This is a genomic window from Lentzea guizhouensis, from assembly GCF_001701025.1.
Classification (GTDB): domain Bacteria; phylum Actinomycetota; class Actinomycetes; order Mycobacteriales; family Pseudonocardiaceae; genus Lentzea; species Lentzea guizhouensis.
This window is the reverse complement of the sequence record NZ_CP016793.1, coordinates 410,933-423,855: the sequence shown is the minus strand read 5'-3', so window position 1 is coordinate 423,855 and position 12,923 is coordinate 410,933. Positions and strand designations below refer to the sequence as shown.

Annotated in this window: 14 protein-coding genes; 12 read left to right on the top strand and 2 right to left on the bottom strand. The window is 68.8% G+C overall.

What is annotated here, in order from left to right; translation table 11 throughout:
• Positions 1–91 precede the first annotated feature (91 nt).
• From BBK82_RS02030 to BBK82_RS01995, 8 genes are all read left to right on the top strand, one after another.
• Positions 92–1,951: an Hsp70 family protein gene (locus BBK82_RS02030; RefSeq protein ID WP_065913450.1), complete on the top strand. Its 1,860-nt coding sequence runs from the start codon at positions 92–94 to the stop codon at positions 1,949–1,951.
• 49 nt (positions 1,952–2,000) lie between these two features.
• On the top strand, positions 2,001–3,251 hold the full coding sequence (locus tag BBK82_RS02025; RefSeq protein ID WP_065920762.1) for an MFS transporter: 1,251 nt from the start codon (positions 2,001–2,003) through the stop codon (positions 3,249–3,251).
• Positions 3,252–3,261: 10 nt separating this feature from the next.
• Positions 3,262–3,456 carry a DUF3046 domain-containing protein gene (locus tag BBK82_RS02020; RefSeq protein WP_065920761.1) on the top strand — a complete coding sequence of 65 codons (195 nt, stop codon included), beginning with the start codon at positions 3,262–3,264 and terminating at the stop codon, positions 3,454–3,456.
• A gap of 147 nt (positions 3,457–3,603) precedes the next feature.
• Positions 3,604–4,650, top strand: coding sequence for a recombinase RecA (gene recA / locus BBK82_RS02015; protein WP_065913449.1), 1,047 nt, complete (start codon positions 3,604–3,606; stop codon positions 4,648–4,650).
• Positions 4,651–4,658: 8 nt separating this feature from the next.
• On the top strand, positions 4,659–5,168 hold the full coding sequence (locus BBK82_RS02010) for a regulatory protein RecX (RefSeq protein WP_237048005.1): 510 nt from the start codon (positions 4,659–4,661) through the stop codon (positions 5,166–5,168).
• Positions 5,168–5,779 (top strand): nucleotidyltransferase family protein, encoded by a 612-nt coding sequence (locus BBK82_RS02005; protein ID WP_065913447.1) that lies wholly within the window; start codon positions 5,168–5,170, stop codon positions 5,777–5,779. Before BBK82_RS02010 ends, BBK82_RS02005 begins: the two co-directional genes overlap by 1 nt.
• A 45-nt stretch (positions 5,780–5,824) precedes the next feature.
• Positions 5,825–6,277, top strand: a complete 453-nt coding sequence (locus BBK82_RS02000) for a MarR family winged helix-turn-helix transcriptional regulator (protein WP_065913446.1) — start codon at positions 5,825–5,827, stop codon at positions 6,275–6,277.
• A gap of 107 nt (positions 6,278–6,384) precedes the next feature.
• The gene (locus BBK82_RS01995; RefSeq protein ID WP_083267740.1) at positions 6,385–7,185 is read left to right on the top strand and encodes an alpha/beta fold hydrolase; all 801 of its coding nucleotides are present in this window, start codon (positions 6,385–6,387) and stop codon (positions 7,183–7,185) included.
• Between the two features lie 55 nt (positions 7,186–7,240).
• On the opposite strand, the gene BBK82_RS01990 is transcribed toward BBK82_RS01995, so the two are convergent.
• A complete protein-coding gene (locus tag BBK82_RS01990) occupies positions 7,241–8,041 on the bottom strand; it encodes a S1 family peptidase (protein WP_065913444.1) in 801 nt (266 codons plus the stop codon).
• A gap of 251 nt (positions 8,042–8,292) precedes the next feature.
• On the opposite strand from BBK82_RS01990, the gene BBK82_RS01985 reads away from it, so the two are divergent.
• From BBK82_RS01985 to BBK82_RS01970, 4 genes are all read left to right on the top strand, one after another.
• Entirely contained in the window at positions 8,293–9,024 is a 732-nt protein-coding gene (locus tag BBK82_RS01985; RefSeq protein ID WP_065913443.1) for a hypothetical protein, read from the top strand.
• A 42-nt stretch (positions 9,025–9,066) separates the two neighbouring features.
• The gene (locus tag BBK82_RS52620) at positions 9,067–9,834 is read left to right on the top strand and encodes an RNA ligase family protein (RefSeq protein WP_065913442.1); all 768 of its coding nucleotides are present in this window, start codon (positions 9,067–9,069) and stop codon (positions 9,832–9,834) included.
• Positions 9,835–9,973: 139 nt separating this feature from the next.
• A complete protein-coding gene (locus BBK82_RS01975) occupies positions 9,974–10,960 on the top strand; it encodes an AAA family ATPase (RefSeq protein ID WP_218920568.1) in 987 nt (328 codons plus the stop codon).
• Between the two features lie 55 nt (positions 10,961–11,015).
• Positions 11,016–11,384 carry a hypothetical protein gene (locus BBK82_RS01970; RefSeq protein WP_154696994.1) on the top strand — a complete coding sequence of 123 codons (369 nt, stop codon included), beginning with the start codon at positions 11,016–11,018 and terminating at the stop codon, positions 11,382–11,384.
• A gap of 170 nt (positions 11,385–11,554) precedes the next feature.
• On the opposite strand, the gene BBK82_RS01965 is transcribed toward BBK82_RS01970, so the two are convergent.
• Positions 11,555–12,778: a DUF4142 domain-containing protein gene (locus BBK82_RS01965; RefSeq protein WP_170067858.1), complete on the bottom strand. Its 1,224-nt coding sequence runs from the start codon at positions 12,776–12,778 to the stop codon at positions 11,555–11,557.
• Between the last annotated feature and the right edge of the window lie 145 nt (positions 12,779–12,923).

Sequence of the window (12,923 nt, the reverse complement as noted above, 5' to 3'; positions counted from 1 at the left end):
GGGTCTGACAATTTCTGATTACGCAGGTCCGAGCACCCGCCAGTGGCCTCTGTGGCACGATCACCACCGAGTTGTCTGTGAGGGGAGAACGGTGCGCGTCCTGTCCGTCGACCTGGGCATCGCCAACACTGTTGCGGTGCTGTCCGACCACGGTGTCGTGGATGTGGACGGAGGGCTCACCATGCCCTCGTCGCTCTACCTCGACGAGGACGGCACCCTGCTGGTCGGCAGGGAGGCCGAGCGGCGGTCCCGCCAGGACCCGGCGCGCTACGAGGCCAACCCCAAGCGCCACATCGACAAGCCGACGATCAAGCTCGCCGACCGCCAGCTCCCGCTCAACGACGCGCTCGCGGCGATCTACGCCCGCGTGATGGACGCCGTCACGCCGCTGCTGCAGGGTGAGCAGCTCGACGAGATCCGCCTGACCCACCCCGCCGAATGGGGCCCGACCAGGCGCAACAAGCTGCTCTCCTCGGCCAGGCTCGCGGGCATGACCGGTGAGCTGGTGCCCGTGCCGGAGGCCATCGCGGTCGCCTCGCTCGGCGGTGGCCGGCCGCTCGCCGTCTACGACTTCGGCGCCGACACGTTCGACGTCTCCGTGCTCGACGCCGAGCACCGCATCCTCGCCGACGGCAGCCTGAGCGACGTCGGCGGCCTGGACGTGGACGAGGCGCTGCTGGAGCACATCGGCCGCACGGTCTCCCACAAGGACCCGGCCGGCTGGCAGCGGTTGCTGCGCCCGGCCACCACCGACGACCACCGCGCGCGCCTGGGCCTGCGCGAGGAGCTGCGGCTCGCGAAGGAGGACCTCTCCGAGCTGCCCCAGGTCGAGGTGATGATGCCGGAGCCGTTCGAGAAGGTCGTCGTCACGCGCGGTGAGCTGGAGGCGCTGATCCGGCCGAGCCTGATCCGCAGCACCGAGATCCTCATCTCCACGGTCCGCAAGGCCGGCGTCACGCCCGAGCACGTCTACCTGGTCGGCGGCTCGTGCCGGATGCCGCTGGTCGCGCAGACCATCGCGGAGAAGGTCGGCATCGTCCCGACCAACCCCGACCACCCGGAGACGATCGTCGCGTCCGGCGCGCTGGTCGTGGACCGCGCGGCGATCACGCTCAAGGCCGAGGACGACAAGCCGAAGTACAACGAACCGCCGACGGTGGTGACCACGCCGGTCAGCCCCACCGTCACGGGCCCGCACCCGGTCGGCCCCACCAGCAGCGGCTCCTACCCGGTGAACCCCGCGAGCAGCGGCTCGTACCCGGTCAACCCGAACGTGAGCGGCGCGTACTCGGCCAGCGGCAGCTACCCGGTCACCGGCCCCTACCCGGTGAACCCGTCGGTCAGCGGCAGCTACCCGACGAACTTCCCGGTCGCGCAACCGCAGAAGAAGGACAACAAGAAGGTCCTGCTCGGCATCGGCGGCGCGGTCGTGCTGGTCGCGGGCGTGATCGGCGCGATCTTCGCGTTGTCCGGCCCCGACCTGCCCAGCGCCGACGAGTGCAAGGACGACGTCACCCAGGACGGTCAGGGCTTCACCCGCTGCCTGCGCCAGCTCGCGGGCACCGTGCCCGACGGCGGCGGCTGCGAGAAGGCCGACTCCGCGCAGATCACCGGCATGGAGGAGATCAAGGGCACGGTCGTCAGCTGTGCCGTCCGCGACGGCTACGAGGTCCAGTACATCCTCACCGACAGCGTCACCGGCGCCGAGAACAACGCCGACGCCATCGTGAAGTCGTTCCAGACCGACCGCGTCGAGGCCGACTGGACCGGCAACGGCCTGGAGGGCACCTACCGCGCGGCCACCTCCAGCGGCACCGGCGTGCTCGTCTTCACCGCCAAGGGCCGCCCGATGTTCGGCATCCTCACCAAGCACGCCGAGGAGAACGCCGACGAGCTCAAGCCCGACGAGGTCGCCGACTTCTTCGAGAGGTCCGTCCAGCCGGGGGAGTAACCGCAACGGACCTGTCGGCGGGCGGGTGGACCGTGCCACGATCGTGATCATGGTGACCGCCGCGCCGCAGCTCGAACGCGTGCAGCGCAAGGTCGTCCGTGTCCTGACCGGCACCCAGATCATGGGGTCGGCCGCGATCACGATCGGCCTCGCGATCAGCACGCTGATCGCCGCGTCGCTGTCCGGGTCCGACGCCGTCGGCGGGCTCGCGCAGACCGCGGCCGTCGCCGGTGCCGCGCTGCTCGCCCTGCCCGGAGCCCGGCTCGCGCAACGGCGTGGGCGACGCCCCGCGTTGATCCTCGGCTACGGCGTGGGCGCTATCGGCGCGTTGGTCGCCGCTGTCGCCGTTGGCCTCGGATGGTGGCCCCTGTTGCTGGCGGGGCTCCTCCTGTTCGGCGGTGCGTCCAGTGCGAACCTCGCGGCCCGCTATGCCGCAACGGATCTGGCGCACCCGGAACGTCGCGCGCGTGAGCTCTCGCGCGTGGTCTGGGCGGCCATGATCGGCGCGATCATCGGGCCGAACCTCGCGGATCCAGCCGGTCGGGTGATGGCCGCGGCCGGGCTGCCGGTCGGTGTCGGCCCGTTCGTCCTCGCCGCGCTGGTGCTCGGGATCGCCGTGCTGGCCATCCAGCTCGGGTTGCGGCCGGACCCGCTGGTCGTGGTCAAGAGCACCAGGCCGGTCGAGCCCGCGCACTGCGCCGGTGGTGGGGCACCCGGCGGGGTGCGGATCTGGGGAACGCTCGGGCCGATGGCGCGACTTGCACTCGTTGGTGTGATGTTGTGCCACACGGCGATGGTCGGGCTGATGTCGATGACGCCGGTGCACATGAACCACGCCGGGTCGTCGTTGCGCGTGGTCGGCATCGTGATCAGCCTGCACGTGGCCGCCATGTACGGCGCGAGTCCGGTGTTCGGGTGGATGGCGGACCGCCTGGGCCGGGTGCCGGTGCTCGCGATCGGGGCGTCGCTGGTGGTGGCGGCGTCCGGGGTCGCGGGGATGGCGCCCTCGCACGACGCGCCGCAGCTCGCCGCCGGGCTCGTGCTGCTCGGCCTCGGCTGGTCGGCGGGACTGGTGGCGGGCTCGGCGCTGCTCACCGAGTCCGTGCGGGTCGACGACCGGCCGGCCGCACAGGGGTTGTCCGACCTGATGATGAACGTCGGCGGTGCCGTGGGCGGAGCGGTGTCCGGGATCGTCGTCACGGCGTGGTCCTACGCCTCGCTCGGCCTGATCGTGGGCTTCACCGCGCTGCCGTTGCTCGTCGTGTGCCTCTTCGCATCACTGCGCAGGCCCGCCGGTTAAGGTGCCGCACGTGCGCATCACCATGTTCCGCAAGCTCATGTCGGGGGAGTTCGGCCAGGTCAGGGGCGAGATGATCGCCCGGGACCACGTCCTGTCGGCGCTCGGCGGCCGCACCGCGGACGAGGCGCTGGAGGCCGGGATCGGCGCGAAAGAGGTGTGGGTCGCGGTCTGCGACGCGTTCGAAGTTCCCGCAAATCGCCGGTGATCTCACGGTTCGGAGTGTCACGTGTGCTCGAACACGTGTTCGGCTACAGTGGCCCCGACCCCCGGCTTCGCAAAATTGTCAGACCCCGCCAGTAGCGTCAGGTCCAACATGACGAAGCAACGGCAGACGACAAAAGGTGGACCCAAGATGGCACCCGCAGCACCCGACCGGGACAAGGCGCTCGAGCTGGCCCTGGCGCAGATCGACAAGCAGTTCGGCAAGGGCTCCGTGATGCGCCTCGGCGAGGAGGGCCGCGCCCCGATCGAGGTGATCCCGACCGGTGCGATCGCGCTGGACGTGGCGCTCGGCATCGGTGGCCTGCCCAGGGGTCGCGTGGTCGAGATCTACGGTCCGGAGTCCTCCGGTAAGACGACCGTGGCGCTGCACGCCGTGGCGAACGCCCAGAAGGCGGGCGGCATCGCGGCGTTCATCGACGCGGAGCACGCCCTCGACCCCGAGTACGCGAAGAAGCTGGGCGTCGACACCGACGCGCTGCTGGTGTCGCAGCCCGACACCGGTGAGCAGGCCCTGGAGATCGCGGACATGCTGGTCCGCTCCGGCGCGCTCGACATCCTGGTCATCGACTCGGTCGCCGCCCTCGTGCCGCGCGCCGAGATCGAGGGCGAGATGGGTGACAACCACGTCGGTCTGCAGGCCCGCCTGATGAGCCAGGCGCTGCGCAAGATCACCGGTGCGCTGAGCGCGTCGAACACGACCGCGATCTTCATCAACCAGCTGCGCGAGAAGATCGGCGTGATGTTCGGCTCCCCGGAGACCACGACCGGTGGTAAGGCGCTGAAGTTCTACGCCTCCGTGCGCCTCGACGTCCGCCGCATCGAGACCCTGAAGGACGGCGGCGAGCCCGTCGGCAACCGCACCAGGGTCAAGGTCGTGAAGAACAAGGTCGCGCCGCCCTTCAAGCAGGCCGAGTTCGACATCCTCTACGGCAAGGGCGTCAGCCGCGAGGGCTCGCTCATCGACATGGGCGTCGACCAGGGCATCCTGCGCAAGTCCGGTGCCTGGTACACCTACGAGGGCGACCAGCTCGGCCAGGGCAAGGAGAACGCCCGCAAGTTCCTGCTGGACAACCCGGACATCGCGAACGAGATCGAGAAGCGGATCAAGGACAAGCTCGGCATCGGCGCCACGCTCGACGCCGACGAGTCGGCACCCGCCGCTCCCGTCGAGTTCTGAGTTCCGCGTTGGACGAGGCTGAGGAGCAGCGCAAAGCACGCGACATCTGCTACGCGCTGCTCACCGCTCGGGCCCGTTCGCGGCAGGAGCTGCACGACGCGTTGCTACGCAAGGGGATCAGTGCCGGTGTGGCCGAGGTCGTCCTCGGAAAGTTCGACCGCGCCGGCCTGATCGACGACGCGCAGTTCGCCGAGATGTGGGTGCAGTCGCGGCACACCTACAACGGCCTGGGCCGCCGCGCCCTCGTCATGGAGCTGCGCCGCAAGGGCGTCGCCGACGAGGTGGTGGCCGAGGCCGTCGCCGCGGTCGACGGCGAGGCCGAGGAGGAGAAGGCGCGCGAGCTGGTCCGCAAACGGCTGCGCACGATGTCCGGTGTGGACGAGACGGCGAAGATCCGCCGGCTCGTGGGGGCGTTGGCGCGCAAGGGATACGCGGAAGGGCTCGCGTACCGGGTGGTGCGCGACGAGCTGCGTGCGGCAGGCGACGAGGCCGCGGCGTTGGACGAGACCTGGTCGTAGTGCTCGGCAGGCTCCCGGTCGACCAGCAGGTCGAGGCGTTGCGTGCGGCTCTCGCGCGCAACGAGCTGCTCGTGGAGGTCCTGGCTCGCGCCGCGACACTGGGCTTACCCGGGTGGTACCTGACGGCGGGCTGCGTGTTCCAGACGGTGTGGAACGTGGTCACCGGCAGGCCGCCGGCCGAGGGCATCAAGGACTACGACCTGTTCTACTTCGACGCCTCCGACCTCGGCTGGGAGGCCGAGGACGAGGTCATCCAGGCCGGGGAGCGGCTCTTCGGCGACCTGCCTGTGGTCGTCGAGATCCGCAACGAGGCGCGCGTGCACCTCTGGTACGAGAACAGGTTCGGGGTGCCCTGTGCGCCCCACACCTCGACCGAGGCGGCGATCGACTCGTTCGCCGCCACGACGTGTTGCCTGGGCGTCCGGCTCGAAGCCGGTGGCCGGTGGCGCGTCTACGCACCGCACGGGCTGGCCGACGTGTTCAACCTCGTCGTCCGCCCGAACCCGGTGCTGGCTCCGCGCGCCGTGTACAAGGCCAAGACCCGGCGGTGGCGCGAACAGTGGCCGGGGCTGACCGTGCTGCCCTGGCCCGGAACGGCCGACGGGCGGTAACCGACTTCGCGGCTTGGCCGGTTCGCCGCGAGTAGCCTGAACCACGTGAGCACCACTCCCGACGCGCCGTCCGCCGTGACCCCCACGGTCTCCGACCTGCTCTGCTTCGACCTCTACACGACGTCGCGAGCGGTCACCGGGTTCTACCGGCCGATCTTGGACAAGGCCGGCATCACCTACCCGCAGTTCCTGGTGATGCTGCTGCTGTGGGAGCGGGACTCGCGGCCGATCAGGGAGCTCGTGCGGGAGCTCGACCTGGAGTACAGCACGCTGTCGCCGTTGATCAAGCGGCTGGAGAAGAGCGGGCTGCTGGTGCGCGTCACGCACCCCGACGACGAGCGGTCGGTGCTGGTCCAGCTCACCGACAAGGGCCGTGAGCTGAAGTGGATCGGCGCGGAGATGACCAACCAGCTGGGTCAGGCGCTCGGCATGGACGCCCAGGAGATCGAGGTCCTGCGCAAGGCCCTGCACCGGGTGAAGCACGGCGCCGAGCGCTAGTGACCTGAATTACATCGCGTACGAGGTACCTCGTCCGGTAACTTACATCGTGCACGACCTAATCGAGCGCGATGCACCATCGAGTGCCGGACGAGAGTGAGAGAGCAATGCGAGTTCGTAAGGTGTTCGCCGTTGTTGGGACCCTGCTGGCGCTGGCTGCTGTCGTCCCGTCGGGCGCCGGTGCCGCGGAGGAGACCGAGAAGCCCGGTGCCAAGAAGCCGACGGTCGTGCTGGTGCACGGCGCGTTCGCGGACGCCTCCAGCTGGAACGGCGTGGTGGAACGATTGCAGCGCAAGGGTTTCCCGGTCGTCGCGGTGGCGAACCCGTTGCGCGGCCTGACCTACGACGCGAACTACCTGCGTCAGGTGCTCGCCTCGATCGACGGGCCGATCGTGCTCGCCGGCCACTCCTACGGCGGCATGGTCCAGTCGCAGGCGGCGCTGGGCAACAAGAACGTGAAGTCGCTCGTGTACGTCGCGGCGTTCGCGCCGGAGAAGGGTGAGAGCGCGCTGGAGCTGTCGAACAAGTTCCCCGGCAGCACGCTGGGCGACACGCTGCAGACCATCGACCTCGGTGACGGCACCAAGGACCTGGCGATCCAGCAGGACGAGTACTGGCAGCAGTTCGCCGCGGACGTCCCGCGCCGCGAGGCGACGCTGGCGGCGGCGACCCAGCGGCCGGTCAACGACTCCGCGCTGACCGAGGGCGCCGGTGAGCCCGCGTGGCACACCATCCCGTCGTACTTCGTGAACGCGGCCAAGGACAAGAACATCCCGATCGCGGCGCAGCGCTTCATGGCCGAGCGCGCCCACGCCAAGGCGGTCGTCGAGCTCCGCGGCGCCTCGCACTCGGTGGCGGTGTCGCAGCCGGAGGCCGTGGCCGACCTGATCGTCCGCGCCGCGCGGTAAGTGAGTGAGACCTGGAAGCCGGGACGCGGCAGGGGCGTCCCGGCTTCCGCCGCGTCTACGGCTTCGCGACCTTGCAACCCGGCAGCGCCAGGTCGAGCGTCGTGCCGGGACCGAAGCAGGACACGAAGTCGAACGTCTGCTGGCCGTAGTTGATGCCCCGCCGGACGGTGACCTGGCCGGCCGCGTCCACCTCGCACGGGTTGTTCATCGTGCAGCGGCCGCCGCTCTCGTTGCCGGTGTTGTTGACGCCGACGACCTTGCCGGTGGCGTTGTCGATGATCGGCGAGCCGGAGGTGCCGCCGATCGTGTTGCACGCGGACGTGTAGCGGAGTGAGTCACGCCACGTCCAGGCGTCCTCCTTGAGCTGGTGCACGAAACCGTCGATCTGGCAGGAGTAGATCCGCTTCCAGTAGCCGGAGACGACGCGGATGTCGGTCTTGGCGACGGGGTGCGAGGCCGACAGTTCCAGCGCACGGCTGCCGTACTGCTGCTGGATCTGCCCGTAGGTCGTGTTGAGCTGGTAGAGCGCGGCGTCCGTGCCCGTCATCGTCGCGTAGACGAGCTTGGTGCCGGTGAGGTTCGCGATCTTCGTGCCGGAGCCGTTGAGCAAGCTGAAGCCGCGCGAGACCGCCTGGTCGACGATCACCTCGCCCGCCTTCATGAGCTTGACGCAGTGTCCGTTCGTGAGCACGAGCGCCTTGTCCGTCGCCGCCGAGGACGGCAGCCGCACGAGTGAGCCGGAGCAGTTGTTGAGCGCCACGATGCCGGTGAAGTCGACAGCGGCCTGGGCGGGTGCCGTCGTCACGCCGAGCGCGGCGATCGCCGCGAGCAGGGATCCGATGAAGCGTCGTGCCATCACAGGGGTCCTTTCGGGAAATGGCATCCAACCGGGCCAGCGTGTACGGATCGTATCCGTCTCGCTACCGACGGAAGTCGGAAGCCGTGCCCGCGTTAACTCGATCAGGTGATGCGGCGGGTTCGGTGTTTGCGCTGTTGTCGCTGCTCAGAGGGCGTGTGTCGAGGCGGTCATGACTGGTTTTGGTGGGTAACGGGTGAAGCAGGCCGATCGACGTCGTGATCACACTTCGCAACCGCTCAGGAGCCGTGATGACCAACCCGACGCAGTCCGTCCACGTCCCGCCGCAGCCGGTGCCGCCGAAGCCGGCCAGGTTCGGGGCGCTCGCCTGGACCGCGGTGATCCTCGGGATCGTGGGCCTAGTCGGTTCGCCGATCATCATCTTCAACAACGTCACCGTCATCGCCGCGTTCGTCGGTCTGGTGCTGGGCGTGGTCGCGTTGTTCGGCACGCGCAAGGTGCTCGCGCTCATCGGTGTCGTGCTGTGCGTCGCCGGTGTCACGGCAACCTTTGCGGCGCAACGGAAAGCGGTCGAGGAGCTGGACCGGATCCTCGACGGCGGCCCGGTGTCGCAGTCCGCGCCCGCCGCGACGTCGACGTGGAGCAAGCAGCACACGTGGGCCAACGGGCTCGCGGTCGACGTCGCGCCGCCGGTGCCGTGCACGCCCGGCGCGTACGCGTCGCCGACGAGCATCGTGCGCGCGGTGAAGTTCACGGTCACCATCACCAACGGCACGAGCGCGGCCTTCGAGACCGCGCTGTTGTCGCTGGGCGACGACGCGCAGTTCAACGGGCAGAAGGCGGAGCGGGTGTTCGACTCCAGCGGCGGCTGCGGTGGCGGGTTCGACAACGCGACCGTGTTGCCCGGCAAGACCTTCGCCTACGAGGTCGCCTACGCCGTCGGCGCGCAGCCCGGTGAGATGCAGCTCGTGTTCGAGCCGAGCTTCAACTCCGACAAGGCGGCGTTCGTCGGGCAGGCGTAAACCGTTCGCCCGCGAGTGCTGTGGCGGGTTACAAATCGGGGCATGTTGCGCAAGTACCCGCGGACGCCCCACCTCGAGGGCTCGCGCCTGCAGCCGGGCGACGAGGACCTCGACCAGGTGCCGTTCCGTGCGATCGCGGGGCGGCACCTCGTCGTCGAGGAGAAGCTCGACGGTGCCAACGCGGGCATCAGCTTCTCGCCGTCCGGTGTGCTGCAGCTGCAGTCACGTGGCCATTTCCTGACCGGTGGGCCGCGGGAACGGCAGTTCGCGCCGCTGAAGGCGTGGGCAGCGACGCATCAGGCGGTGTTGCACGAACGGCTCGGTACGCGTTTCGTGCTGTACGGGGAATGGTTGTACGCCAAGCACACGGTGTTCTACGACGCGCTGCCGCACCACTTCTGCGAGTTCGACCTGCTCGACCGGGAGACCGGTGAGTTCCTGTCCACACCGGAACGCCGGCGGATCCTCGCGGGTACGCCGGTGGTGTCCGTGCCGGTGCTGCACGAGGGGCCGGTGCGGACGTTGCGTGAGCTGAAGTCGTTCGTCGGACCGTCTACGTGTCGCACGGAGCGATGGCGGGACGTCTTGGTGGAGGCGGCGCGCTCGGCCGGACAGGACCCGGATGTCGTTGTCGCGGAGACGGACTCCGACGACGACATGGAAGGTCTCTACATCAAGGTGGAGGAGGGCGGGCGCACAGTCGAGCGGTACAAGTGGGTGCGGTCGACGTTCCTCACTGCCGTGCTGGACTCGGGCAGCCACTGGCAGGACCGGCCGATTCTGCCGAACCGGGTGGTGGCCCGTGTTTGAGCAGTTGTGTCCTTCCGGTCCGTCGTGGACGTTGGACTGGGATGCCGTGCATGACGCGTTTGCGTGGGTACGCGCGTTGGAGGGCGTTCCGCAGGACTCGGTGCATCACGCCGAGGGGGACGTTGCGACGCATACGCGCATGGCGTGTGAAGCGTTGGTCGCGCTGCCGGAGTGGCGGGCGCGGTCGGAGACCGATCGTGTGCGGTTGTTCGCGACCGTGTTGCTGCATGACGTCGCGAAGCCGTTTCGCACGCAGGTCGAGGACGAGCGGATCACCGCGCACGGCCACTCACGCGCCGGGGACCTGCTGGCGCGCAGGTTGCTGTGGGAGATGGGGCGGCCGATCGAGTGGCGTGAGCACGTCGCTGCCCTGGTGCGGCACCACCAGGTGCCGTTCTGGGCGCTGGAGAGGCCGGACCTCGACCGGATCGCGTTCCGGGTGAGCCTGGTCGCGCGCAACGACGACCTGGCGACGCTCGCGCGGGCCGACATCCTCGGCCGGATCTGCGGTGACGCCGAGTCGGTGCTGGAGAACATCGCGCTGTTCGAGGAGTACTGCCGGGAACACTCGTGCCTGGACCGGCCGCGGGAGTTCCCGTCGGACCACGCGCGGTTCCAGTACTTCCGCACGCCGGGCCGCGACCCCGGTTATGCCGCCTACGACGACACGCGCGTCGAGGTGACTGTGCTGTCGGGTCTGCCAGGTGTCGGCAAGGACCACTGGATCGCCACGCATCGGCCGGGCTGGCCGGTGGTGAGTCTCGACGCCGTGCGCGCACGTCTCGGTATCGCACCCGATGGCGACCAACGGACCGTGGCGGCGGCAGCCTTCGAAGAGGCGCGGGTGTTGTTGAGAGCGGGGGAGCGGTTCGTGTGGAACGCGACCAACATCTCGCGCCACCTGCGTGACCGTTGCATCGGGCTCGCAGCGGACTACCGCGCTCGGGTCACGCTCATCGGGCTGGAAGCACCGAAGGGCGTGATCCACGCCCGCAACCGTTCTCGTCCGGAACCGGTGCCGGCGGCCGTGATCGACCGGCTGGTCGACAAGTGGGAGGCCGTCGACGTCACCGAGGCGCACGCCGTCGAACGGGTGGACACCTCTCTCGTGCCGACACGTACGTAGTTCTTCCGCCGATGACTCCTGTAAGGGACCCTGCTCAGTCCTCGGGGAGTGCACCGTGACCGATGTTCCGGCCGCCAGATCCACCCGGTCCGTCCGGATGATCTTCGAGTTCGCCGCCGACGGCCTGCGCCTGGTCGAGCAGCACCCGGTGCACGTGGCCGGTGAGCTCGCCCGCGACCGCCGGCCCGGCGACCACGTCGAGGTCCGCACCCGTGACGGCCGCTCGCTCGGCTGCGTGCCGGTGTCGACGGGGATCGGCACCAGTGTCGAGGTGTTCCCCGAAGATCCATATATCGGTGCGGCAGCTCCGTCCGTCGTCACCGTCGTCGTACCTGCACCGCCGGACGCGGACCACGTCGCCGTCGTCCGCAACAGCACCGGTGGTGCTGAGGTGCTGGGCACATTCCGCCTCGGCCAGCCGTAGCTCGGCAACCGTCGTCAGTAGTTATGACAACAGCTGCACCGCGCTGACCTGCCCCCTTGCAACGAGTCTTTGGACGACGTCCGCAAAAGACCCGTTGCAAAAGCTGGTAGCGGTAGCTCGGCGCCGTGCAGATGAGCGATATATCGGGCGGCGAGGGCGCGCCCGATATATCAGCGGCGGTGGTTGCCGTGGTGGCCCACGGCGCGGACGAGCCAGAGGGTGCCGGCGGCGGCGACGACGAGGACGGCGATGCCGGTGAGGAAGCCGACGCCGGTGGAGGAGTCGTCCGGTGTGGCGGGGGTGTTCTGCTTGGTCTGGGCGATGGGTGGTGTCTCGGTCATCTGCAGCGAGGTCGCCTTGACCAGGCCGGTGCTCTCCAGCAGCAGCATGTGTTTGAGCAGGAGGGTCAGGCCGGTCTGTGCGGCGACGCGGGCGGGAACGCTCTTGGTCGTCGCGCGGGCCTGGGCGACCTGGACGATGAGCGTGCCGTCGGCGGCACGTGCCAGGTTCGCGTACATGCGGTCGAGCTCCTCGCCCGAGCTGGACGACACGGCGTTCGCCCACGACTTCTGCTCGGTCGTCGGCTCGGCCGGCAGGTCGACACCGATCTGTGCGGCGGCGTCGGACACCGCGCGGGCCAGCTGGGTGTGCTCGGCGGCGAGCTGGCCCGCGACCTTGCGGACCCGCGCGTCGCGGCCGCGGTCGGAGGCCTCCCGGCTGGTCGGTTTCTGCCACAGCGAATGCTGGGTGAGCAGCACCAGCATTTCCCGGTCCGACGGTTCCGCGTTTTGACCGATGACGCGCACTGAGTTCACCTGTGCCTTGGCCGTCACCAATTCGAGTGCGGACGGATCGACCAGGCCTGTGTTCTCCAGGGTCGTCATTGTGCGAACCAGTGTTTGCACCGTTTGGTGGGCGAGTGTGCGAATTGCGGTGTTCTGGGTCGTGGCACGTGTTTGCACGGCCATTACCAGGAGGCCGCCCTGGGCCTGTCGCACGATCGTCGCGTAGGCGCGGTCGTGGTTGTCTCCGGTGCGTCCGGCCATGTCGTCGATGAGTGAAGCGTGTTCACTGTTCGCGTCGTTCGGCAGTACCACGCCAAGATCGGAAGCGGCTTTCAGCAAATCGACGTCGAGTCGTGAGTGTCCTTCGAAGATGTCCCTGCCGGCGTTGCTCAGGCCCGCATTCGTGGTTCGGGTCGGGGCGTCTTTGCTCATCGGGATGAGCCACGAGTCGATTTGGCGGAGAGCGACCATGAATTGGCGGTCGTAGGGTTGTACGTCAGTTGATTGACCGTGCGCCGGAACAACACCGAGAAAACTCCAGGAAAACGCTGCGGACAGCAGGCTAAAAAGACAGATCTTCTTGCCCAGCGTCCCCAACTGGTGACGCATAGTGCCCGTTCCTCCCCGTGATCGAGCTGCCTTCGAAGGTGATACGCGCAAGCGGAGTCGCAGTTCACGACATGTGCCAGACTGCAGTGTGACGTGCATCACATGCGGGCCTGCGAACCATTTGTGGCCGATTTACGTACCCGAG

Bases quoted from the DNA above. Each gene is read 5' to 3' on its own strand.
- BBK82_RS02025 (WP_065920762.1), top strand. From the start codon at position 2,001: ATGGTGACCGCCGCGCCGCAGCTCGAACGCGTGCAGCGCAAGGTCGTC.
- recA (WP_065913449.1), top strand. From the start codon at position 3,604: ATGGCACCCGCAGCACCCGACCGGGACAAGGCGCTCGAGCTGGCCCTG.
- BBK82_RS01995 (WP_083267740.1), top strand. From the start codon at position 6,385: ATGCGAGTTCGTAAGGTGTTCGCCGTTGTTGGGACCCTGCTGGCGCTG.
- BBK82_RS01990 (WP_065913444.1), bottom strand. From the start codon at position 8,041: ATGGCACGACGCTTCATCGGATCCCTGCTCGCGGCGATCGCCGCGCTC.
- BBK82_RS01985 (WP_065913443.1), top strand. From the start codon at position 8,293: ATGACCAACCCGACGCAGTCCGTCCACGTCCCGCCGCAGCCGGTGCCG.
- BBK82_RS52620 (WP_065913442.1), top strand. From the start codon at position 9,067: ATGTTGCGCAAGTACCCGCGGACGCCCCACCTCGAGGGCTCGCGCCTG.
- BBK82_RS01975 (WP_218920568.1), top strand. From the start codon at position 9,974: ATGGCGTGTGAAGCGTTGGTCGCGCTGCCGGAGTGGCGGGCGCGGTCG.
- BBK82_RS01965 (WP_170067858.1), bottom strand. From the start codon at position 12,778: ATGCGTCACCAGTTGGGGACGCTGGGCAAGAAGATCTGTCTTTTTAGC.